Origin of the sequence: Nitrospirillum pindoramense (genome assembly GCF_007827955.1) — a bacterium.
GTDB classification, from domain to species: domain Bacteria; phylum Pseudomonadota; class Alphaproteobacteria; order Azospirillales; family Azospirillaceae; genus Nitrospirillum; species Nitrospirillum amazonense_B.
Window position 1 is genome coordinate 176,900 of the sequence record NZ_VITR01000008.1, and the last position, 18,254, is coordinate 195,153.

Genomic DNA, 18,254 nt, shown 5'->3' on the forward strand with positions numbered 1-18,254 from the left:
CGCTTTTGGTTGACGTATTCCCCTACCCCATCGCCCGACCCAGGCCGGCCGACAGCACAGTGCAAAATAAAACTCGGAAGAAGTTTGGAACTTATCCAATAGTTATAGAGTCTATTTTTTTGGCTGTTAGCGTGCCGTTTACGTAACATTACATTAATATACCGGCCGTACTTGCGACATATACTCAAAGTTAAATTAGTCTATGCCATCTATGCTTATGATTGCATCGTCTGGATCTTGCAGCATAGGCAATGCGGCCAGCCAGCTGTCGTAGCCCAGGCGCGGCCCTTCGCCGTTCCGGCCATCCAGCTGACAGGGCGGCACCTCTTCGCGATGCAGGACCAGCTGCACGTCGAAGCCCAGCTCCGGCCCGGCGTAGAGCCGCGCCAACTCCACCAGGCGGGTCAGGCCCGGGCGACCCGGCAGGTGATCCATGAACTGGCGCCGCGTCAGGGGGCCCAGGACGATGCGGAATTGGCCCTGCACGTCCCACATGCGGGCCCCCGCCACGGCATCCACGCCCAGGCGGTTGAAAGCCGGGGCCTTGCCCCCCAGCCTCAGGCAGGTCTGCTCCTCCGCCGGGATGGCGATCCAGCGGCCGGCGAACTGGCGCACCTTGACCGGCAGGCCACAGGCGTCGGCCAGCATGCGCTCCAGCGAAACGGCGGCGCGCGGCTGCTGGCTGAACAGGCCAGCGTAATAGACCGGCACACCCTCCGGCACGGACAGGCGTCCGCGCAGGTGGGCGGTGCCAAAGCCGGCGACGCTGAACAGGGTGGCCGTGGCGGCGTCCCCGCCCTCCAGCCCGCGATGTTCGAACAGGGCCGGCAGGCGGTAACGACGCCAGGCACGGAACAGCAGCGTGGCGATGCGATCGTTGAACAGGTCGAGGAAGGCGGCGAAGCCGGGCGTGCGGTCGCGCAGGCTGCGGATGGCCGTCTCGGTATAGGCCTGTGGCAGGGCGGAAACCGGCCCCGTCAGGGTCATGACGTTCAGGTCCAGCCGGGCGGGCTCCGCCGCCTCACCCTCTTCCCCGCCCTCGGTCGGGGCCGGCAGGTGCAGCCGCTGGATCTCATGCGCGGGGAAGCACAGCGACTGATGGGCGGCGAAGCGGATGGGCAGCTCATCCTCCTCCGCCGACGCGCCGAATTGCCGTTCCAACAGCTGGATGGCCCGGAACAGGTCGAACCGGAACGGCTCATGCCGCAGCATGTCCAGCAAGGCGGGCGATCCGGACAGGGGGGGCACGGGCGCCATGGCGTTCATGCCGTCACCTTGGCCCCGATGCGGGCCCCCCAGCGCACCAGCGCCTCCTTCCGCCCCTTGGCCCGCACGGTCAGGCGGGTGAAGGAGTTGATGGACGTGTAGAGCGCGAAGAAGCGCTCCAGCACCGCTGATGGCAGGTAGACCCCCGTGGCGCCCGCCCGTTCCGGGTCCATCACCAGGTCGATGTCGACACCCCGGCACAGGGCGGCAAAATCGGCGTGGGGTGCCCGCGCCGTGGCCCGGCGATAACTGATGGCGGTGACGCTCTCGACGATGGCCCGTGTCTCCGGCGTGTCCTTCAGATCATAGAGCTTCAGCAGCTCCCGCAGCGCCGCCGCCCCGCCCTGGCCGTCCCCCCTTTGGCCATCCATCAGCGACAGATGGTTGAGGTTCAGGTGGGAGATCAGGCGCCAGCGGGCGCCGTTGCCGGTTTGCGGCCGCACCACCGCCGTGGGCGGGGTCAGGCAGGTGACGCCTGCGATGGGGCCGCCTTCGGTCAGATGCAGGCGGGGATGGCCCCCGCCGAACGGCAATTGCGCTGGCAGGTCGCGGTTGAAGCACAGCGTCTCCACGCTCACCGTCCAGTCGGGCGGGGCGTTGGGGTTCAGCCCCAAATCCACCAGCGACAGGTACATCTCGCTGCTGGCGTCGCGCCCGCCCCGGGGCCGGCGCATGGCATGCCAGAAGTGCTGTTGCCGCGCCGGATCGGTGCCGTGGTGATTGCCGTAAAGCGGCAGGAACTCCGCCTTCTCGCCGCGAGGAGAGGAGGCGCGCACCCGCTCGATGGCATAGATCTCGCGGGCCTCCGGCCGGCGGGCGTCGGGCTGCACCAGATACTCGGTGGCGTCATGGCCCAGGATGATGGGCTCCGCCGACTGGCGGAACAGGTTGACCATGGGTGCGCAGCCCAGGGCGAACACCTGCGGGCGCACCAGCCGCTCCCCCTCCGCCCACGCGCGGTCGAGGTAGAGGTAGACCTCCATATGCTGGCCGACGCCACGCAAGGCGCGGGCGCTGAGGCCGGCCAGGTCCACGAACAGGAACTTCTCCGGAAAGGCGAACAGCTCACTCAGCAGGCGATAGCCCAGGAAGGACTGGGCACCGTAGGGCACCATGCCGTCCTCGGGCTCGAACCCCACGGGTGTCAGATGCTCCGGGCCCAGTTCCACCGGCGCCGGGTCGTTGACATCCTCCACCACCGCCATGCCGACCACGTTGTTCAGCAACAACTCATGCAGGGTGTACGCCACCTCCGGCGGGCCAGAGAGGAACAGGCGCAGGCGGTCCACGCCCAGGTCCGTCAGGCCCAGGCCCTGGGCGGTGGAACTGATCTTCAGGCGCAGCACCGACTTGGCCTGGCGGGTGGCCGCCACCAGGGGGGCCGCGGCCGGCAAGGACGCCAGGCTGGCCGCCGTCACCTCCACCGGCCAGATCTCGGCCGGCATAGTGGTCTGGAAGCGGCAGGGCTCGCCGCGCACGGCCTCGGTCTCCACCTGAGCGCCCCGGGGCACGGTGAAGCTGCCCGTCAGCTCCGGCGCCGCCTTCATCTGCACGATGGCCATGGACGGCAATGGCGTCACGTAATGGGGGTAGAGCACCCCCAGCAGGGCATCCGTCAGCTCGGGGAAATCGTCGTCCAGCTTCTGCCGCACGCGGGCGGTCAGGTAGGCGAAGGATTCGATCAGGCGGGCGACATGGGGATCGTCCACCGTGGTGGGACTGATGCGCAGGTTGCCCGCCACCTTGGGGTGTTCCCCCGCGAAGCGGGTCGCCGCCCGCCGGATGGCCGCCAGTTCCTGGTTGTAAAGGGACAGGAAGGTGTCAGGCATGGGGATCCCCCTTGATCAGGAAGGTCTGGCTGACGGGGTCCAGCACGGACTCAAAGACGATGGGCTCGGGCGATGGATCCAGGCGGATGATCGCCTCCACCCGGAAACGCAGCGTGCGGTCCAGATTGCGGCCCCCGTTCAACAGGGTGACCGCCACGGCCGACAGGCGCGGCTCGAACTCGCGGATGGCGATCTCCAACGCGCGGCCGAAAGCGGCTTGGCGCTCGGGTGCCGCCATGCTCATGGCCGTGAAGTCGGGAATGCCATACTGCAGGGGAGAGCGCTGCACCTCGGCGACATCCGGGCCCAGCTTTCCCGGTCGACGCCGGGTGTTCAGCATGGCCTCCAGGTCCCGGCGGATGGAGTTCTTCAGGTGCGACAGGGCGGCGTTCCAGCCGGGACTCCGCACCGTCGGCCCTTCCACCGGCTGGATCAGCCGATCGAGGACGGAGGGGACGATGGTGGCGGGCTGGGGGGCGGGCATGGCTTACGCCGCCTCCACGCCGGCCTGGGCTTCGTCGAAGCGCAGGGTGGTGAGATCGGCGGCGCTCACAGCCTCCTCCCCCACCAGGAAGCACCGCTGGCCACGGCCCAGGATGCTGCCGTCCCGCTCCACCCAATCGGTCAGGCGACCCAGGCGGTGCTGGTCGGTCAGGCCATCGGTTCCGGCCCCGGCATAAATCATGGGCATGTACAGGCTGCCGGCGGTGCCGTCGCGTAAGCTCAGGCGCACAGGTCGCCAGATCAGGTCGGACAGACGCTTGGCCGGGGCGAAATCCAGGCCCAGCACATCATCCTGGCCAACCCAGAAATACGTGCCGTCGGCGCTGAGCATTTCCAGCAGGCCGCCGCAGGCGTCGTCCAGATCACGGAAGTCGTCGAAGCTCGCATCCTTGTGCCGGCCGGCATGAGGGGTGCGCAGCGCCTCCGCCTCCGCCAGCGTGGCGGCTGCCGCCGGCCCGTCGCCCGCGCGGGCCTTGACCCCCGCCTCCAGATGCAGACGGGCGATGGCGGAAACCTCCGTCAGGAATTCCGGCGGCCGGCCGTCACGGTGCCAGTCCTGGCGGGCCGTCTCCGCCCGGATCAGCTGGCGCAGCAGCGAGATGGGAACCATGCTGCCCGGGTCCTGGTTCAGCACGACGGACAGCTGGGTGTCGGCCCGTTCCAGCTGGCCCGCCACGCACAACAGCTCCGCCAGCAGATAGCGGGCACCGCTGTCCGTGGGGGCCTTCTGCACGTGCGCCGTGGCGGCGGACACGGCCCCCGACAGGTCGCCGGCCTCGATGGCGTGGTTGATCGCGGTCTGGCTCATGGGTTCCTCCGGTCAGGCCTGCGGACCGACGAGTTCGGTGACCAGCCGGAAGCTGGTCTGGACGTCGTCGAGCTGGAAATGCGGTTTCAGGTGGATGACGCAGCCGAAGGCGCCCGGCCGGCCGGCGATGTCGCGAACCTGCACCTCGGCCTCGCGCAAGGGATAACGGGCCTTGAAGGAGGTGCTGGCGTCGTCATTGGCCAGGCAATAGCCGCGCAGCCACTCGCGCAGATGATCCTCGAAATCCTGCGCGGTGGCGAAGGAGCCGATCTTGTCCCGACCGATCATCTTGATGTAGTGCGCGAAGCGCGACGCGCAGAGCACGTACTGCAGCATGGCCGACAGCCGGGCGTTGGACGTGGCCGTCGCCCGGTCGTAGATCTTGGGCGCGTGCAGGGACTGGCAGCTGTAGAAGACGCAGGCGTCGAGATAGTTGACCCGCGACAGGGGCACGATGCCCAAATCGCTGAGCTGCTTTTCCTGCCGGTCGGACAGATAGACGTCCAAGGGGGCCGCGGGCGCCGCGGCGCCCCCCAGTGCCGGGAAGGCGTGGCCGGGGAACTGGTCCACCAAGCCGCCGCCGTTCAGATCGTCCGGCGTGCCCCGGATGTCCGCGAACCAGCCATATTGGTGGAAGGCGCGCATGACGACGGTAGCGAAGGCGAAGGCGGCATTGCCCCACAGGTAATCGCCCGCCCCCGGCCGCCCTGTCCGTTCCGCGAAGCGGAAGCCGTCGATGCGATTGGGATCGTGGCGGTAGGGTGGCCGCATCATCACCCGCGGCAGGGCGATGCCGATGAAGCGGGAATCGTCCGCCTCGCGTAGGGCCCGCCAGCGGATGAACTCATGCCCTTCGAAGGAACGGGCGAGATCCACGTCGCTGGCCATGTCGCCGAAGCTGTCCAGCCCGAACAGCGCCGGCGAACAGCTGGTGACGAAGGGGCAGAAGGCCGCGGCCGCCACGGCGGCGATGGCCTTCAGCGTGCCCACGTCGTCGGTGGGATGGTCGGCGTCACGTTGGTGCTGCACGGCATAATCGCCGATCAGCAGGCCGAACGGTTCGCCGCCGGGGGTGCCGAACTCGTCGCTGTACACCTTGGTGAACAGCTGACTCTGGTCAAACTCGATGGCGCGCTCGAAATCCCGGCACAGCTCTCGCCAGGACACGTCCAGCACCCGGATCTTGATGGCGCGGGTGGAGGCCGACGCCTCCACGAGCTGAAGCAGCCCGCGCCACGACGCCTCCAGTTGCTGGAAGCGGGGATTGTGCAGGATGGCGTTGACTTGGGCCGTGAGCAGAGCGTCGATCGCCGCGATCAGCTGGTCGATGACCAGGCGCTTGTCGGGATGGCGGCTGAGATCCAGCCGCCAAGCCGAGGGGGCGTCCGGCCGGGGTTGCCGGCCTTCCATCGCGTCGATGCGCCCCCCCGTCGCCAGGGCCACCCCCGGGGCTGCCGCCTCAAGGGTCTGTTGCATCAGAGTTTGCTCGGTATCCGTGCCACCATGCGCAGGGAGGTCGTCAGCTCCTCCATCTGCAACCAGGGCCGCAACCAGGCGATGGCGTTATAGGACCCGGGCTTGCCCGGGATTTCCTTCACCGTGATCTTGGCCTCGCGCAGGGGATAGGCGGCCTTCATTTCCTGGCCGGCGCCCTCGTTGGCGTTGACGTAGTTGTTGATCCAGCGGTTCAGCCAGGCCTCGCAGTCCTCAACCTCCAGGAAGGAGCCGATCTTGTCCCGTGCCATCACCTTCAGGTAATGGGCGAAGCGGGAAGTGGCCATCATGTAAGGCAGGCGGGCGGAGATGGCGGCGTTGGCCGTGGCATCCGGACGGTCGTACTTCTTGGGCTTCTGCACCGTCTGGGCGCCGAAGAACACGGCGTAATCGGTATTCTTGTAATGGCAGAGCGGCAGGAAGCCCAGCTTGCCCAGCTCGGCGTCGCGGCGGTCGGTGATACCGATTTCCGTCGGGCACTTCTGGTCGGGATCGCCGTCATCGCTGACGAAAACGTGGGTGGGCAGGGTTTCAACCTTGCCGCCGCCCTCGGCGCCGCGGATGGCCGTGCACCAGCCGTACTTGGCGAAGGCCTCGGTGGCGCGCGAGCCCAGCACGTAGGCCGCGTTCATCCAGCAATACTCGTTGTGCTCCAACGCCAGCGACTTGCCCGAGGGGTCCAGCGGCGCCTCCTCGAAATTGAAATCGTCAACGCTGAGCGTGCCGGCGCCGTACGGCAGGCGGGCCAGCACGCGCGGCAGAGTCAGGGTGGTGAAGCGGCTGTCCTCGCTGTCGCGGAAGCTGCGCCACTGCGCGTATTCCGCCGTCTCGAAGATCTTCTCCAGGTCCCGGGGCTTGGCCAGCTCCTGATAATCCTGGAAACCGAACAGCTTGGGGCTGGCGGCGGAGACGAAGGGGGCGAAGGCGGCGGCCGCGATGCCGGAAATGCCAGCCAGCATCTGAACGTCTTCGGGATGGTTGGTGAACTCATAGTCACCGATCAGCATGCCGTAGGGCTCCCCGCCCGGCGTGCCGAATTCGTTCTCATAGAGCTTCTTGAACAGCTCGCTCTGGTCGAACTCCACCGCCTTCGACAGATCCTTCATCAGCTCGCGCTTGCGCACGTTCAGCACGCGGATCTTCAGGTTGGCGCTGGTCTCGGTGTTCATGACCAGGTGGTGCAGGCCGCGCCAGCTGCCTTCCAGCCTCAGGAATTCCGGATGGTGCATGATGGCCGCCAACTGCTTGGACAGCTTGGCGTCGATGGCCTTCACCGCGGCGTTCAGCGTCTGGGTCAGGTTGCGGCTATAGGTGACGGTGCCGCCCAGCGCCTCTTCGGTCAGAGTGCGGAGCAGTTCCTGCACACGGGCCGGTTCCGTCTGCTTGGTGGCGCCGATGGCCTGGTCCAGCAGGGAGGGGCCATCGACGGTGCCGGCCGCGGCGTCCTCGCGGGATACGGTCAGGGTATCGGACATCACTTCACCTCCTCGGCGGCAACACCCAGCTGCTGCGACAGCTTCCGCAGTTGCGCGTCATCCTGAAGAATGGATTCCAGCAGGTCTTCCAGCTGGGTCGAACGGTCGGCCTTGGTCAGCAGGTCGCGCAGTTGGTTGCGCGTCTCCAGCAGCTTGCGCAGGGCCGGCACTTGGCGGACGATCTGGCCGGGCTCCATGTCCTCCAGCGAGGAGAACTTCAGGTCCACGGCCATCTCGCTGCCGTCATCCTGCAGCTCGTTGCGCACACGCAACGACAGTGACGGCTTCATGCGGGCCAGGATTTCGTTGAAGTTGTCCCGGTCGATCTGGATGAACTTGCGGTCCTTCAGTGGCTTCAGGTCGTCGGTCGGGTCGCCGGAGAAGTCGCCGAGCACGCCCACCACGAAGGGCAGCTCCTTCTCGACCATCGCGCCATCCGTTTCGACTTCGTACTTAATATGCACGCGCGGCTTGCGAACCCGCTCTAGCTTGTCATGAACGCTGGCCATCTACCTTCTCCTACCCAGGGGTTTCTTCATGCCATCCGGGATTTTCCCGGGACAAAAATCTTTGTTAATCAGCGGGTTATTGCCCATTGTTCGAAGCCGGCCTTATGCCGGCCGTGGTCAAGAGGGTGTTGCGCGCCCCGGCATCCGCCAGCAGTTCGGCCAGCAACTCGGGCAGGCTCATGCGCCCGCGCCGGACCAGGTCCTCGATGGTGTAGGACAGGGGGGAATGCGGCTCGGTCCGGCGGAAATACTGGCCGATCTCCGACAGCAGGCTCAGCGCCTCCTCCCGGCTGGTGATGCCCTGGGCCGGCCGCTGCGGCGCCGATGCCGCCTCGACCACCGGGGCGCCGCTGGCGGATTGCAGGATGACGTCGGGCATGGCGGCCTCCTCCACCTCTTCCTTGGCCGACAGGCCGGTCAGGAACACCACCGCGTCCTCCACCTCCTCCAGGATGTGGGTGATGGTGGAGGTGGGCGGGGCATCGGCGCCCGCCCGTTCGGTCAGCAACCGATCCAGGTCGCGGAAGGCCTGGCGGCAGGCCCGGATGTCGGCCAGCAGCGCCCGGTTACGCACCGCCGGCACCTGGCCCATGCGCTGCGACAGGGCGTCCAGCGTGGGTGGCGGGGTCCGGCCCGGGCGATTGCGGGTGTCCGGCGTCTGGCTGGCGCGCTGGGCCAGCGCGTAGTGCCAATAGGCGATGGGCTGGTCCTCGCGCAGCAGCGGCACCTTGCGAATGGGCTGGATCAGCGTGCCTTCGGCGCCATGGCCGTTCAGTCCGCCGATGGGTGCCAGGCGCACGGCGATACCGTCCTCGTCCGGCTCGGGATGGACGCCATCCCAATAGCGGTCCACCAGGCCGGCCAGCAGGCGGAAGCCATCGGCCAAGCCGGCGAAGCCGTCCAGCCGCACGGCGGCCTCCGTCAGCCAGACGGCGATCTCGATGTCCTTGCTGCGCTCGGCCAAGACGGCGCGGGCCAAATCCTGGATACGCTGCCATTCGCCCAGCGACGACTGGGCCTCATCCTCGGAATCCGCCCGGCGCTCGATGGCGCGGGCGGTGGCCCGCAAATCCTTGAGCTGGAAATAGGCGGCGTCGCCGCCGTTGTACACGCGCAGATCCGGGCCGCAGGGCTGGTCCCCGGGGATCGGGGCCAGCAGGGCCGACAGGTCCAGCACGCTGGATGACACGATAGCGCCATTGTCCATCATGCACCTTTCCGGGATGGCCACAGCCGGCCCCAGAAGCCCCCACCCCTGCCCCCGGCAGCGGCGCTGGCATCCAGCGCACGCAGCAGGGCGGCCAGGTCCGTGGGCCGGCGCTTGGGATCGGGCTGCAACATGGTGGCGACCACGCCGCGCAGGCGGTCCGGCACGGCGCTGATGTCCGGAACCTGGCGCCGGGCGGCCGTCGCCTCCTCCACCGTCTGGCCCATGGGCAGCTTCTCGCCCCGCGCGGCGGCGACGATGACCAGGCCCAGGCTGTAGATGTCGGACGCGACGCCGATGGCGCCGCCATGCATGCCCAGCTGCTCGGGCGAAGCGAAGGAGAACTTGCCGGCGAAATCCAGGCCATCGCGCGGGGTGGCGCCGTTGCGCATTTCCCGCGCCACGCCGAAGTCGATCAGCTTGGCCCCGGCCGGATTGTCCCCCGGCAGCAGGATGTTGTCGGGGGACACGTCGCGGTGGACGATGCCGGCGGCGTGCACCGCCGTCAGGCCCGCCGCCAGGCGGCGCAGCAGGGCTTCCAGCCCGGTCAGACCCAAGGGACCCCGCCGCAGGAAATAAGACAGCGACTGGCCGTCGATATATTCCAGCACCAGCATGGACCGGCCATCGCCATCCCGGTACAGGCCGGCGCAACTGACCACCGCGTCATGGCGGATGCGCTGCAGCAGGCGGCCTTCCTCATGGAACAGCCCGACGATCTTGGCGTCGTCCCGATATTCCGGAATGATGACCTTGATGGCCTGGTCGGTCTTCAGGTCGCGGTGGCGCACCCGGTAAATCTCACCCATGCCGCCGCGGGCCAACAGGGTGCGGACGACGAAGGTGTTCAGCATCGTGCTGCCGGGCGCCACCGACCAGCCGGTGGGATCGGCCTTAGCCGCCTGCCCCGCCGCAGCCGGCGCCGGGTCATCCTCCCACGGGCGCTGCACAGCCTGGATATGGCGGTCCAGCGCGGCACGGGCTCCGCTCAACAGATCCAGCGACGCCACCTCATCCAGCCCGGCGCGATGCGCCTCCGCCCGAACGCCGGCGATGAAGCTGGCGACCCGGCTTTCCATCACCTCCCGTGTCGGCACCACCGGCGCCGCATCCGGGGTGACCATGACCTCGGTCAGTTCCGCGGGGGCGAAACGGGTCAGTTCGTCCGGCGCCTCCGGGCTCACCAGCAGCGAGGTCATCTCGTCCGGCTGCTGGGGCGCCTCGACGGCGATGTCGGTGCCGGAAGCCTCGGGCACACTGGTCTTGGCGGCGGCCTGGGTCATTCAGCACCCCCTTGTGACGCCGCATCCAGGGTCGGCGACGGCTGCGCCGGCACCGGGCCACCGGCGTGCAGCGCGGCCTGCGCCACCGGGTGGTCGCTTTCCGGCACATCGACGACGATGGCCGTCAGGTTGTCCGGCGCGCCGCTGACCAGGATATTTTCGATCAGCGCGTCGACGGTCTCGCGGGCCGGCAGACCGCGCAGGATGCTGGCGATCTCCGTCTCGTTGAGCACCTTGGTCACGCCGTCACTGCACAGCAGGAACCGATCCCCGGGCTGGACGACATCCTGGACCATATCGATTTCCAGGGTGTCGGCGGCGCCCACGGCACGGGTGACCAGCATGGTGGCGCGCTGCTGCTGGTTGATGCCGGCCGCGACATGGTCGGTGGTCAGCTGGCGCAGCCGGCCCTCGCGCAGCAGATAGACGCGGCTGTCACCCACCCACAGGCAGTTGAAGCGGTTGGCATAAATCAACAGCACCACGGCGGTGGACGCGATCAGGGCCTGGTCGCCCAGCATGGCCGCCTGCGACCTCAGCTTGTCGTTGGCCTCCACCAGGGCCTCACGCACCTCGTCCACGAAGCCGCCGTAGGACAGCGGCGGCATCACCGCGTCCAGCGCCTTCACGGTCAACGCGCTGGCGACCTCACCGGCCGAATGACCGCCCAGGCCGTCCGCCACGCACCACAGCCCGAGGTCGGGACGCACCAGAAGGGCGTCCTGGTTGATGGTGCGTCGGGTGCCGGCATGGGTGCGCCCATGGCTGGGCAAAGCCACCACCGGACGCAACAGCAGAATGGGCAGTTCCTCATCCGCCAGGTGCAGCGCGGAATCCGCGGGGCGTTCCCAGCCCCAGCGTTCCCACCGGCCGTCCAGGAAGGCCGCATAGTTCTGCGGCGCCGGCAGGCCGGGGGAGATGAGCAAGGAAGACGCCACCTTGTCCGACCCGGTGGTCCACCACAGGCTGAAGCGGTTGTTGAAGCCGATCAGCACCTGGTCCAGCAGCTCGGCATAGGCGGTGCCCAGGGCGCCCCGTCCGTTGCCCCCGCCATTGTTGGCGAGACCGACACGGAAGGCGCTGCTCTCGGCCGGGCCCCGCGTCGTGTCATAGGGCGGGGCGCCCAAGACGCGGGCCGCCCGGTCGAAACTGTCGAAATCGAAATCGTCATCAAGGGAGCTGAGCGCCAGATCCTCCAGCTTGTCGAACCAGGCCCGGCCGCTTTCGATCAGCCGGATGGGGGCGACGCAGCCGGGCAGCGGGGTGGCCAGCACCAGGGGGAAATAGCGTCCCACCCGGTCCACGCTGGGCATCAGCACCCCGGCCATGGCCACGTCGCCGCAGACCCCCGGTCCCAGGACGAAGCGCCAGACCGGCGTGTCCAGGTAGCTGGGCAGCCACGCCTCGCCCATCTGCCGCTGGCTGGTCGACAGGGATGCCTGCAGCCATTCGTCCAGCGGGCGGACGACCGTGGGATCCAGCCGCCGGGAGACGAAGTCACCCCGGGCCGGGATCTTGCCGAAGAAACCCGGCTCGTGAGCCGAGACGGCGCCATTCAGAAAGAGACTGGACAACGGAACGCCCTCAGTTCTTTGAGGATGAAGGGATTGAGCGAGGTGCTGGACTTCACCTCGAAGCCGGCGTTGTGGCTGCCCGAGGTGAAGTTGACGCGGAAGTTGTCGCTGCCCAAGGTGGTCACCGTGCCCTGGTCGACCAGGTGGAACAGGGACCACGGGCCGGTCTTCATCACGCTCTGCGGCAGGCCGTCGGTCACCTCGAACACCACGCGGCTGACGCCGTTGGGGTCGCTGTCCGGCCACTGGAGGGAGGCCGGCCACTGGGGACCGTGCTGGTATTCGATCTGCTGGCCGCCGCTGGCGAACAGCACGCCGGTCGTCTTCGGATCCAGGGTGACCGGGGTCACCTGCAGGGCCACGCGGGGCTGCTGACCGCCATCGGGGAAGAAGGCGTCGCGGATCTGGGCGGCGTACTGGAAGGAGGCCAGGACGCTATCGGGAATGCCCAGGCCCGTGTCGCCCACCTTGCTCCACCGCCACTTGGCGCCCGAGGTGTCGACCAGGGTCTTCAGGTGGTTGTTGAAGAAGTTGTCCAGCATGCCGTTGGGGGCGAACAGCCGGGTGAAGTCACCCACCGAGATTTCCTTGGCGCTGTCCTTGGCGAAGGGGTAGCGGCCGTTCACCGCGCGAGTGCAGAAGCCGCCGACCTCGGCGCCCCACAGATTGCTCAACTGGGCGCGGGCGCCGCCCACCGACTGTTCCGACGCGCTGCCGGTGATGGTGGCGATCCAGCCGTTGACCGGACGCGGCATCTGCGGCGCCTGGCTGTTCAGCATCTGGATGGGGCCGCCGGCACCGCCGTGGGAGGTGCGGGCATAGAGGGCCATGCGGCCGTTGCCCGGCCCGCTGGCGACGTTGCTCAGCTCCTGATAGGCCTCCCCCAGCAGCCGCACCAGATCCTCCGCCCGCGCCGGCGCCCCGTTGTTGGGCGTGACAAAGTCGGCGATGGGCTGGAAGTGCTGGGCCACGGCCACGGCGCCCGAGGGGGCGTCCGGCGTCGGCAGCGCCGCCGGGGCCGCGGCACCACCGCCGGCGGCCACGGGCTTGGGCCCGCCCGGCAGGGGGACGATCTGCGTCTCCGCCGCCACGTCCTTCAGCAGCTTCAGCATCGGCATGTCGGGGCTGGACACCAGGTTCAGCACCGCGATGGTCTGCTGCATGTCGGCCAAGGGCACGACGCGCAGGTCGCCCAGCATGGTATCCCACTGCTGGATGTAGTCGGCGTAGTACAGCTGCGTCACACGCTCGCGCAGGTCCTCCGCCTGGGCCGCCTGCGACGGGGCGTTCGCCCCGGCGGGCTTGTCGCCCAGGACCCAGCTCTGCCCCTGCACCTCGGTGATGACCGCGTTCAGCGTCGGCAGGAAGGCCTTGTAGCCTTCGGGCGTATAGAGGCCCGGGATGCCTTCGGTCAGCGGCTTGCCGGAGATGCGGGTGAAGACGTGGTCCGCGGTGGCGCCGGCATGGTCGATGGGCCGCCACTGGGGCAGTTGGCTGACGCCTTCATGCTGACGCACCAGGGCATAGACCCGCTCCGCCGGCGACAGCTTTTCCAGGCTGCGGCGCGACTGGCTGATCAGGTTGGCATCGAGGGGAATGGGGGTCAGGCTGCCCAGGGTCAGCAGGCTGTCCAGGTGGCGCGCCAAATCCTCACGCAGGCCCTTGTTGGCTTCACCCGGCCAGGTGGCCGCCCAGTCGGCGGTCATCCACTGGCGTACGGCGTTCGCGTCCAGGGGGCCGCGGCTACCCAGCATCAGATAGATCTTCAGCGCGCCGGCCACGAAGTCGTCATCGTCCTCATGCGCCTGGATCTGCTTCTGCAGCCGGACCAGCAGGCGGGGCAGCATCAGGCCGTTCAGCGCCCGGTGGTAGACGGCGGCATGCACCGTCTTCAGCTTGTCACCCTGGTAGAGGCCGAAGGTCAGCCACTTGCTGGCCACACCCTCGTTGTTCTCCAGGCCCGTGGGCAGGTTGCGCAGGATGTTCAGCGGCTTCACGACGCGGACCAGATCCTCGTCCGTCACACCCTGGCTGGGAATACCAGCGGCCGCCTTGTCATAGGCTTGCAGGCCGTCGTCGATCAGGGCCACCTGGCGCTTGTTCTCCTGGTAACCGGTGCTCCAGGCATAGGCCAGGACGCCCAGGATGACGGCGGCGGTGGCGTAGGTGGCGATGCGCAGGCGGCGGCGGCGCTGCTCCACCTTCGGGTTCAGGCTGACGACGGCCGCCTCGGCGAAGATCACCTCGTTGAACAGCCGGGTCAGGAAGTAGCTGCGGCCCTGCCGGTTGTTGGCCGGCATGCGCACCGGGTCCAAGCCGAAGGTGGCGGCGATGGTGGCCATGGTGCGGTCGATGGGCATGCCCACCTGCACGCTGCTGGTGAAGTAGCTGCCGCGCAGCAGGGGCCGCGTCTCGTAGGGGCTGGCGCGGAAAATCTCCGTCAGGATTTCCAGCAGCGCGTCGCCGAGGCTGGCCACCTGGTTGGGGAAGTTGAACACCAGGCCGCGGCGCTCGATATCCGCCTCCTGCTGCACCCGTTCCAGCAGGCGTTCGTTCAGGCGGACGACCAGGCCCTCCAGCTCCTGCGGAAACTGGTCGACCACACCCGGGCTGTCGGCGGCGCCGTCATCCAGGGGGAAGGTCGTGCCCCAGACCTGCTCGCGCTCCGACTTGCCCAGGTTGTCGAAGAACTCGACGAAGCCCGGCACCAGGTCGACCTTGGTGAACAGGACATAGACGGGGAAGCGCAGGCCGAAACGGTCATACAGCTCGTTCAGGCGCAGGCGGATGGCGCGGGCATGGTTCAGGCGCTCCGTCGGGTCGGGGGCCATCAGGTCGGCCAGGCTCATGACCACGATAGCGCCGTTCACCGGCTGGCGTGGGCGGTAGCTCTTCAGCAGATCCAGGAAGCCCAGCCAGGCGGCCTGGTCCTGGTGCGGATCGCTGTCCTGGGTGGTGTAGCGGCCGGCCGTGTCCAGAAGGATGGCCTCGTCCGTGAACCACCAGTCGCAGTTGCGGGTGCCGCCGATGCCCTTCAGGGGGTCACGGCCGATGGTGGTGGACAGCGGGAAGTTCAGGCCCGAGGTCAACAGGGCGGAGGTTTTGCCCGAGCCCGGCGGCCCGATCATGATGTACCAGGGCAGCTGGTAGAGATAGCCCCGGCCCATGCCCTTGCGGCCGGCCTTCTTGCGCAGTTGGCTCAACGCCTCTTGCAGGCGGTCGCGCAGCAGGCGCAGTTCCTCGGCGGAGGCGGCATCGGCACCGCGGCGCTTCTCCTCCTCGCTGGGGTCGGTCAGGTCGTGGACCATGCGCCGGTCGGTCTGGCGGGCCTTGAGATTGACCTGAAGATTGAAGGCGGCCCAGATGGCGAAGACGGCGCCGCAGGCGATCATCCGCACCAGGTCGCCCTCCAACGGCCGGTGGCTGCCCACCGCCACCAGGGCGCCGAAGAACCAGATGACCAGGGCGAAACCGACGGCCCACACCAGGGACCAGGCCCAGCGGGCGCGGAAGGGCTGCGCCAGGGCGGAAATCAGGGGTTGCGCGAAGTAGACGCTGCTGGGGACGTTCATTGGGCCGTTCCCTGGTTGGGGGTCGGGGCGGGCGTCGCGGCGGGGGTCACTGAGGCGGCCGACGGCGCCGGGACGGCGGCCGGGGGGGAGCTCAGGATCACGTCGATGCGGCGGTTGGCTTCCCGGCCGGCTTCCTGGTCATTGCTGGCGACGGGCTGAGTGTCGGCCATGCCCTGCGCCTTCAGGCGGGACTTGTCGGTCAGGTGGGTGGCGATGACGGCGGCGACCGCATCGGCACGGGCCTGCGACAGATGCCAGTTGGAGGGGAACCGGATGGTGCGGATGGGGATGTTGTCGGTATGGCCGGTGATCAGCACATTGCCGGGCCGGGTGTTCAGGGCCTCGCCAATGCGATGCAGCAGGGCGATGTAGCTGTCATTGACCTCGCTGCTGCCCGACGCGAACATCCCGGCGTTGCGGATGCGGACGACCGTGTCGGTGCCCTGGGGCACCACCGTGACCAGGCCCTGCGCGATCTCCGGCGCCAGGAAGGCGCGGAACTGGTCAAGGTCCCTTGACTTCGGCTGGACAGGGGCGGTCGGCTGGGCCAGGGCGACGCTGGGCTGGCCCACTGGCGGCAGGGTGGCCATCTTTTCCAGCGTGGCGTCGGAACTGCCGTTCAAGGCGAAGCTGAAGCCCGTGGCCATCACGGTGATGATGATCAGCGTGGCCGCCATGACGGTCCAAAACTCGATACTGGGCAGCAGCGGGCGGAAGGGCGCCTCCACCCCGCGCCAATGCACCGACAATTCGCGTTCCGCCTCGCCGCGCCGCTGGGTCAGCACGCGGTAGAGGTTGTCGCGGATGCGGGCGTGCTCCAGGGAGCCTTGCGGCAGGATGCGCAGGCGGCCCTCGAACCCCAGCGACAGGCAGAGGTACATCAGCTCCAGCACCTGGAAGTTGGCGGCCGGATCCTTCAGCAGGTGGTTCAGCAGGTCGTAGAACCGCTCGCCGCCCGTCACGTCGATGTGGAAGGTGATGACCATGCCCGCCCGGGCCCAGCTGCTGCTGGCGCCCCAGGGGGTGTTCAGCACGATGTCATCGAGGGTGGCGCACAGCGCGTAATGGGCGGCGCGCGCGGCCTCGTTGGTCACGCCCGTGCCCTGCGCGCGCTTCTCGAACGTCTTGATCTCATCGGAAACGCGCTCGCGCAGTTCCTCGATGTTGGACTGGGCGGCGGAGGTGCGCAGGCGGCGCGCCAGGGTCAGGATGGGGCCAGCGGCCGCCACCAGCGGGTTCAAGCCGCCGAGCGTCAGGTCGACCGTGTCTTCGGGCGCATAGTCGCTGGGCGGGGCCGTCACCTGCACCGGCGCCGGACGCCGGCCACCCGGCGTCGGCTTGATGATGGTCGGTTCGTGCGCCGTCTGGCCGTAACTGGGATAGGACATCACGCACCCCCCTTGATGGCCCACAGCTCCATTTCGACCTGGGCGAAGTCACCCGCCAGGTGCAGGGCGATGCCGCCGGACTTCTGAAGCTGCTTGAAATGCTGGCTGCTGCGGTCCAGCTCGAAGAAGACTTGGCCGCTGCGATAGGGCAGCTGGCGCGGCGCCACCGGCAGAGGCCGCACGTTGATGCCGGGCAGGGCCACGTTCACCAGCTGCGCGATCTGTTCGACCGGGCCGATTTTCACCTGGTTGGGGAAGACGCGGCGCAGATGCTCCACCGGCATATCGGCGTTCACGGCCAGCACGAAGGTGGCGTTGAACAGCAGCGACCGGTCGACGATGACGCCGACCTTGATGCCATGGCGGCGCGCCTGCAGTGGGATGGCGACGGCGGTCTGCTCCAGCACCGCGCTGAGCGAGGCGCGCAGGTCGGAGAACACCGGGCGGAAGGTGTTCTGCAGATCCTCGTGCCGGTATTCCGGGAAGACGGCGGCGCGCTTGGCCTCGGTGGTGAAGGTGGCCAGTTCCCCGGCGATCTCCACGCACAAGCGATAGAACCGCTCGGGATGCAGCATGGAGGCCGTGGCGGCGTAGTGGCGCAGCAGCGGCTCGTACCGGTTCACCGTCTGCAGCAGCAGGAAATCCGCGATCTCCGCCGCGCCCTTGGCCGAGGGGCCGGACAAGCGCCCGGCCAGCGCCTCCGCCCGGTGCTGGATCAGGGCCTGCAACTCGGTCAGGAAGGCGGCCAGGGGCGCCTGCGCCGCGACCGAGGTGACCGGGGCGATGAACTGCTCATCCAGGATGATGGCGCGGTCGGACCGCACTTCGACCACCCGGGCGATGGCCACCTTCTCATAGCCGGCCAGGGGCTGGGTTTCCGGCGCCAGACGCAGGCGCAGGCGGGCCACGTCCATGGGGGCCGCCTGGTCGCTGCCCAGGTTGGCGTCCTCCGCCTCATACCGGGCGGGGACGAAGCGGGTGATGGCGTCCTCGGAATTGGCCAGGCCGACTTCGGCTCCGCCGGGCTGGCGCACCGGCAGCGTCAGGTAGATCAGGCAGTTCTTGGTGGTGTCGAACAATTCCAGCGGCGGCGGATGGTCGGCGTCGTCGGGAATGGAAAAGGGCGTGCCATCCGGCAGGATGCCCTTGGCGGACACGATGGCGAACTTGCCGATGCCCAGCAGCTCGCGGTTGATGGTCAGCTCGCTCAAGCCCCAGGCGAAAGGCGTCAGCGGTTCGGTGCGCGCGTGCAGCAGGCGTTCCACATGGCGGTCGGCCTGCTGGAAATGCTGGACCCGTAGGAACATCCCCTCGGTCCAGACCACGCGGTTGGCGGACATCATGG

Annotated in this window: 13 protein-coding genes; all 13 read right to left on the bottom strand. The window is 68.3% G+C overall.

Going from position 1 to position 18,254, the window contains the following annotated elements; translation table 11 throughout:
• Positions 1-195: 195 nt before the first annotated feature.
• Positions 196-1,266, bottom strand: coding sequence for a type VI secretion system baseplate subunit TssG (tssG, locus tag FBZ90_RS15130; protein ID WP_145733438.1), 1,071 nt, complete (start codon positions 1,264-1,266; stop codon positions 196-198).
• Positions 1,263-3,095 (bottom strand): type VI secretion system baseplate subunit TssF, encoded by a 1,833-nt coding sequence (gene tssF, locus FBZ90_RS15135; RefSeq protein WP_145733439.1) that lies wholly within the window; start codon positions 3,093-3,095, stop codon positions 1,263-1,265. The genes tssG and tssF overlap by 4 nt, the downstream gene beginning before the upstream one ends.
• Positions 3,088-3,579 carry a type VI secretion system baseplate subunit TssE gene (gene tssE / locus FBZ90_RS15140; RefSeq protein ID WP_145733440.1) on the bottom strand — a complete coding sequence of 164 codons (492 nt, stop codon included), beginning with the start codon at positions 3,577-3,579 and terminating at the stop codon, positions 3,088-3,090. Before tssE ends, tssF begins: the two co-directional genes overlap by 8 nt.
• Positions 3,580-3,582: 3 nt before the next feature.
• Positions 3,583-4,407, bottom strand: coding sequence for a type VI secretion system accessory protein TagJ (locus FBZ90_RS15145; RefSeq protein WP_145733441.1), 825 nt, complete (start codon positions 4,405-4,407; stop codon positions 3,583-3,585).
• A 12-nt stretch (positions 4,408-4,419) separates the two neighbouring features.
• The gene (tssC, locus tag FBZ90_RS15150; RefSeq protein ID WP_145733442.1) at positions 4,420-5,883 is read right to left on the bottom strand and encodes a type VI secretion system contractile sheath large subunit; all 1,464 of its coding nucleotides are present in this window, start codon (positions 5,881-5,883) and stop codon (positions 4,420-4,422) included.
• Positions 5,883-7,376, bottom strand: coding sequence for a type VI secretion system contractile sheath large subunit (gene tssC, locus FBZ90_RS15155; protein WP_145733443.1), 1,494 nt, complete (start codon positions 7,374-7,376; stop codon positions 5,883-5,885). The genes tssC (FBZ90_RS15150) and tssC (FBZ90_RS15155) overlap by 1 nt, the downstream gene beginning before the upstream one ends.
• Positions 7,376-7,885 carry a type VI secretion system contractile sheath small subunit gene (tssB, locus tag FBZ90_RS15160; RefSeq protein ID WP_145733445.1) on the bottom strand — a complete coding sequence of 170 codons (510 nt, stop codon included), beginning with the start codon at positions 7,883-7,885 and terminating at the stop codon, positions 7,376-7,378. Before tssB ends, tssC (FBZ90_RS15155) begins: the two co-directional genes overlap by 1 nt.
• 76 nt (positions 7,886-7,961) lie before the next feature.
• Positions 7,962-9,095 carry a type VI secretion system protein TssA gene (tssA, locus tag FBZ90_RS15165; protein WP_145733447.1) on the bottom strand — a complete coding sequence of 378 codons (1,134 nt, stop codon included), beginning with the start codon at positions 9,093-9,095 and terminating at the stop codon, positions 7,962-7,964.
• Positions 9,092-10,375, bottom strand: coding sequence for a serine/threonine-protein kinase (locus tag FBZ90_RS15170; protein WP_145733449.1), 1,284 nt, complete (start codon positions 10,373-10,375; stop codon positions 9,092-9,094). The genes tssA and FBZ90_RS15170 overlap by 4 nt, the downstream gene beginning before the upstream one ends.
• On the bottom strand, positions 10,372-11,949 hold the full coding sequence (gene tagF / locus FBZ90_RS15175) for a type VI secretion system-associated protein TagF (RefSeq protein WP_145733451.1): 1,578 nt from the start codon (positions 11,947-11,949) through the stop codon (positions 10,372-10,374). The genes FBZ90_RS15170 and tagF overlap by 4 nt, the downstream gene beginning before the upstream one ends.
• Complete coding sequence (tssM, locus tag FBZ90_RS15180) at positions 11,931-15,521, bottom strand: type VI secretion system membrane subunit TssM (protein ID WP_145733453.1); 3,591 nt, start codon at positions 15,519-15,521, stop codon at positions 11,931-11,933. Before tssM ends, tagF begins: the two co-directional genes overlap by 19 nt.
• Positions 15,518-16,909, bottom strand: a complete 1,392-nt coding sequence (gene icmH, locus FBZ90_RS15185) for a type IVB secretion system protein IcmH/DotU (protein ID WP_145733455.1) — start codon at positions 16,907-16,909, stop codon at positions 15,518-15,520. The genes tssM and icmH overlap by 4 nt, the downstream gene beginning before the upstream one ends.
• On the bottom strand, positions 16,909-18,252 hold the full coding sequence (gene tssK, locus FBZ90_RS15190; protein ID WP_145733457.1) for a type VI secretion system baseplate subunit TssK: 1,344 nt from the start codon (positions 18,250-18,252) through the stop codon (positions 16,909-16,911). The genes icmH and tssK overlap by 1 nt, the downstream gene beginning before the upstream one ends.
• Between the last annotated feature and the right edge of the window lie 2 nt (positions 18,253-18,254).

What these genes read in the sequence shown, in the direction of transcription:
- tssC (WP_145733443.1), bottom strand. Translation starts at nt 7,376, where the DNA reads ATGTCCGATACCCTGACCGTATCCCGCGAGGACGCCGCGGCCGGCACC.
- tssC (WP_145733442.1), bottom strand. Translation starts at nt 5,883, where the DNA reads ATGCAACAGACCCTTGAGGCGGCAGCCCCGGGGGTGGCCCTGGCGACG.
- tssE (WP_145733440.1), bottom strand. Translation starts at nt 3,579, where the DNA reads ATGCCCGCCCCCCAGCCCGCCACCATCGTCCCCTCCGTCCTCGATCGG.
- tssA (WP_145733447.1), bottom strand. Translation starts at nt 9,095, where the DNA reads ATGATGGACAATGGCGCTATCGTGTCATCCAGCGTGCTGGACCTGTCG.
- icmH (WP_145733455.1), bottom strand. Translation starts at nt 16,909, where the DNA reads ATGTCCTATCCCAGTTACGGCCAGACGGCGCACGAACCGACCATCATC.
- tssB (WP_145733445.1), bottom strand. Translation starts at nt 7,885, where the DNA reads ATGGCCAGCGTTCATGACAAGCTAGAGCGGGTTCGCAAGCCGCGCGTG.
- FBZ90_RS15170 (WP_145733449.1), bottom strand. Translation starts at nt 10,375, where the DNA reads ATGACCCAGGCCGCCGCCAAGACCAGTGTGCCCGAGGCTTCCGGCACC.
- tssG (WP_145733438.1), bottom strand. Translation starts at nt 1,266, where the DNA reads ATGAACGCCATGGCGCCCGTGCCCCCCCTGTCCGGATCGCCCGCCTTG.
- tssM (WP_145733453.1), bottom strand. Translation starts at nt 15,521, where the DNA reads ATGAACGTCCCCAGCAGCGTCTACTTCGCGCAACCCCTGATTTCCGCC.
- tssK (WP_145733457.1), bottom strand. Translation starts at nt 18,252, where the DNA reads ATGATGTCCGCCAACCGCGTGGTCTGGACCGAGGGGATGTTCCTACGG.
- tssF (WP_145733439.1), bottom strand. Translation starts at nt 3,095, where the DNA reads ATGCCTGACACCTTCCTGTCCCTTTACAACCAGGAACTGGCGGCCATC.
- FBZ90_RS15145 (WP_145733441.1), bottom strand. Translation starts at nt 4,407, where the DNA reads ATGAGCCAGACCGCGATCAACCACGCCATCGAGGCCGGCGACCTGTCG.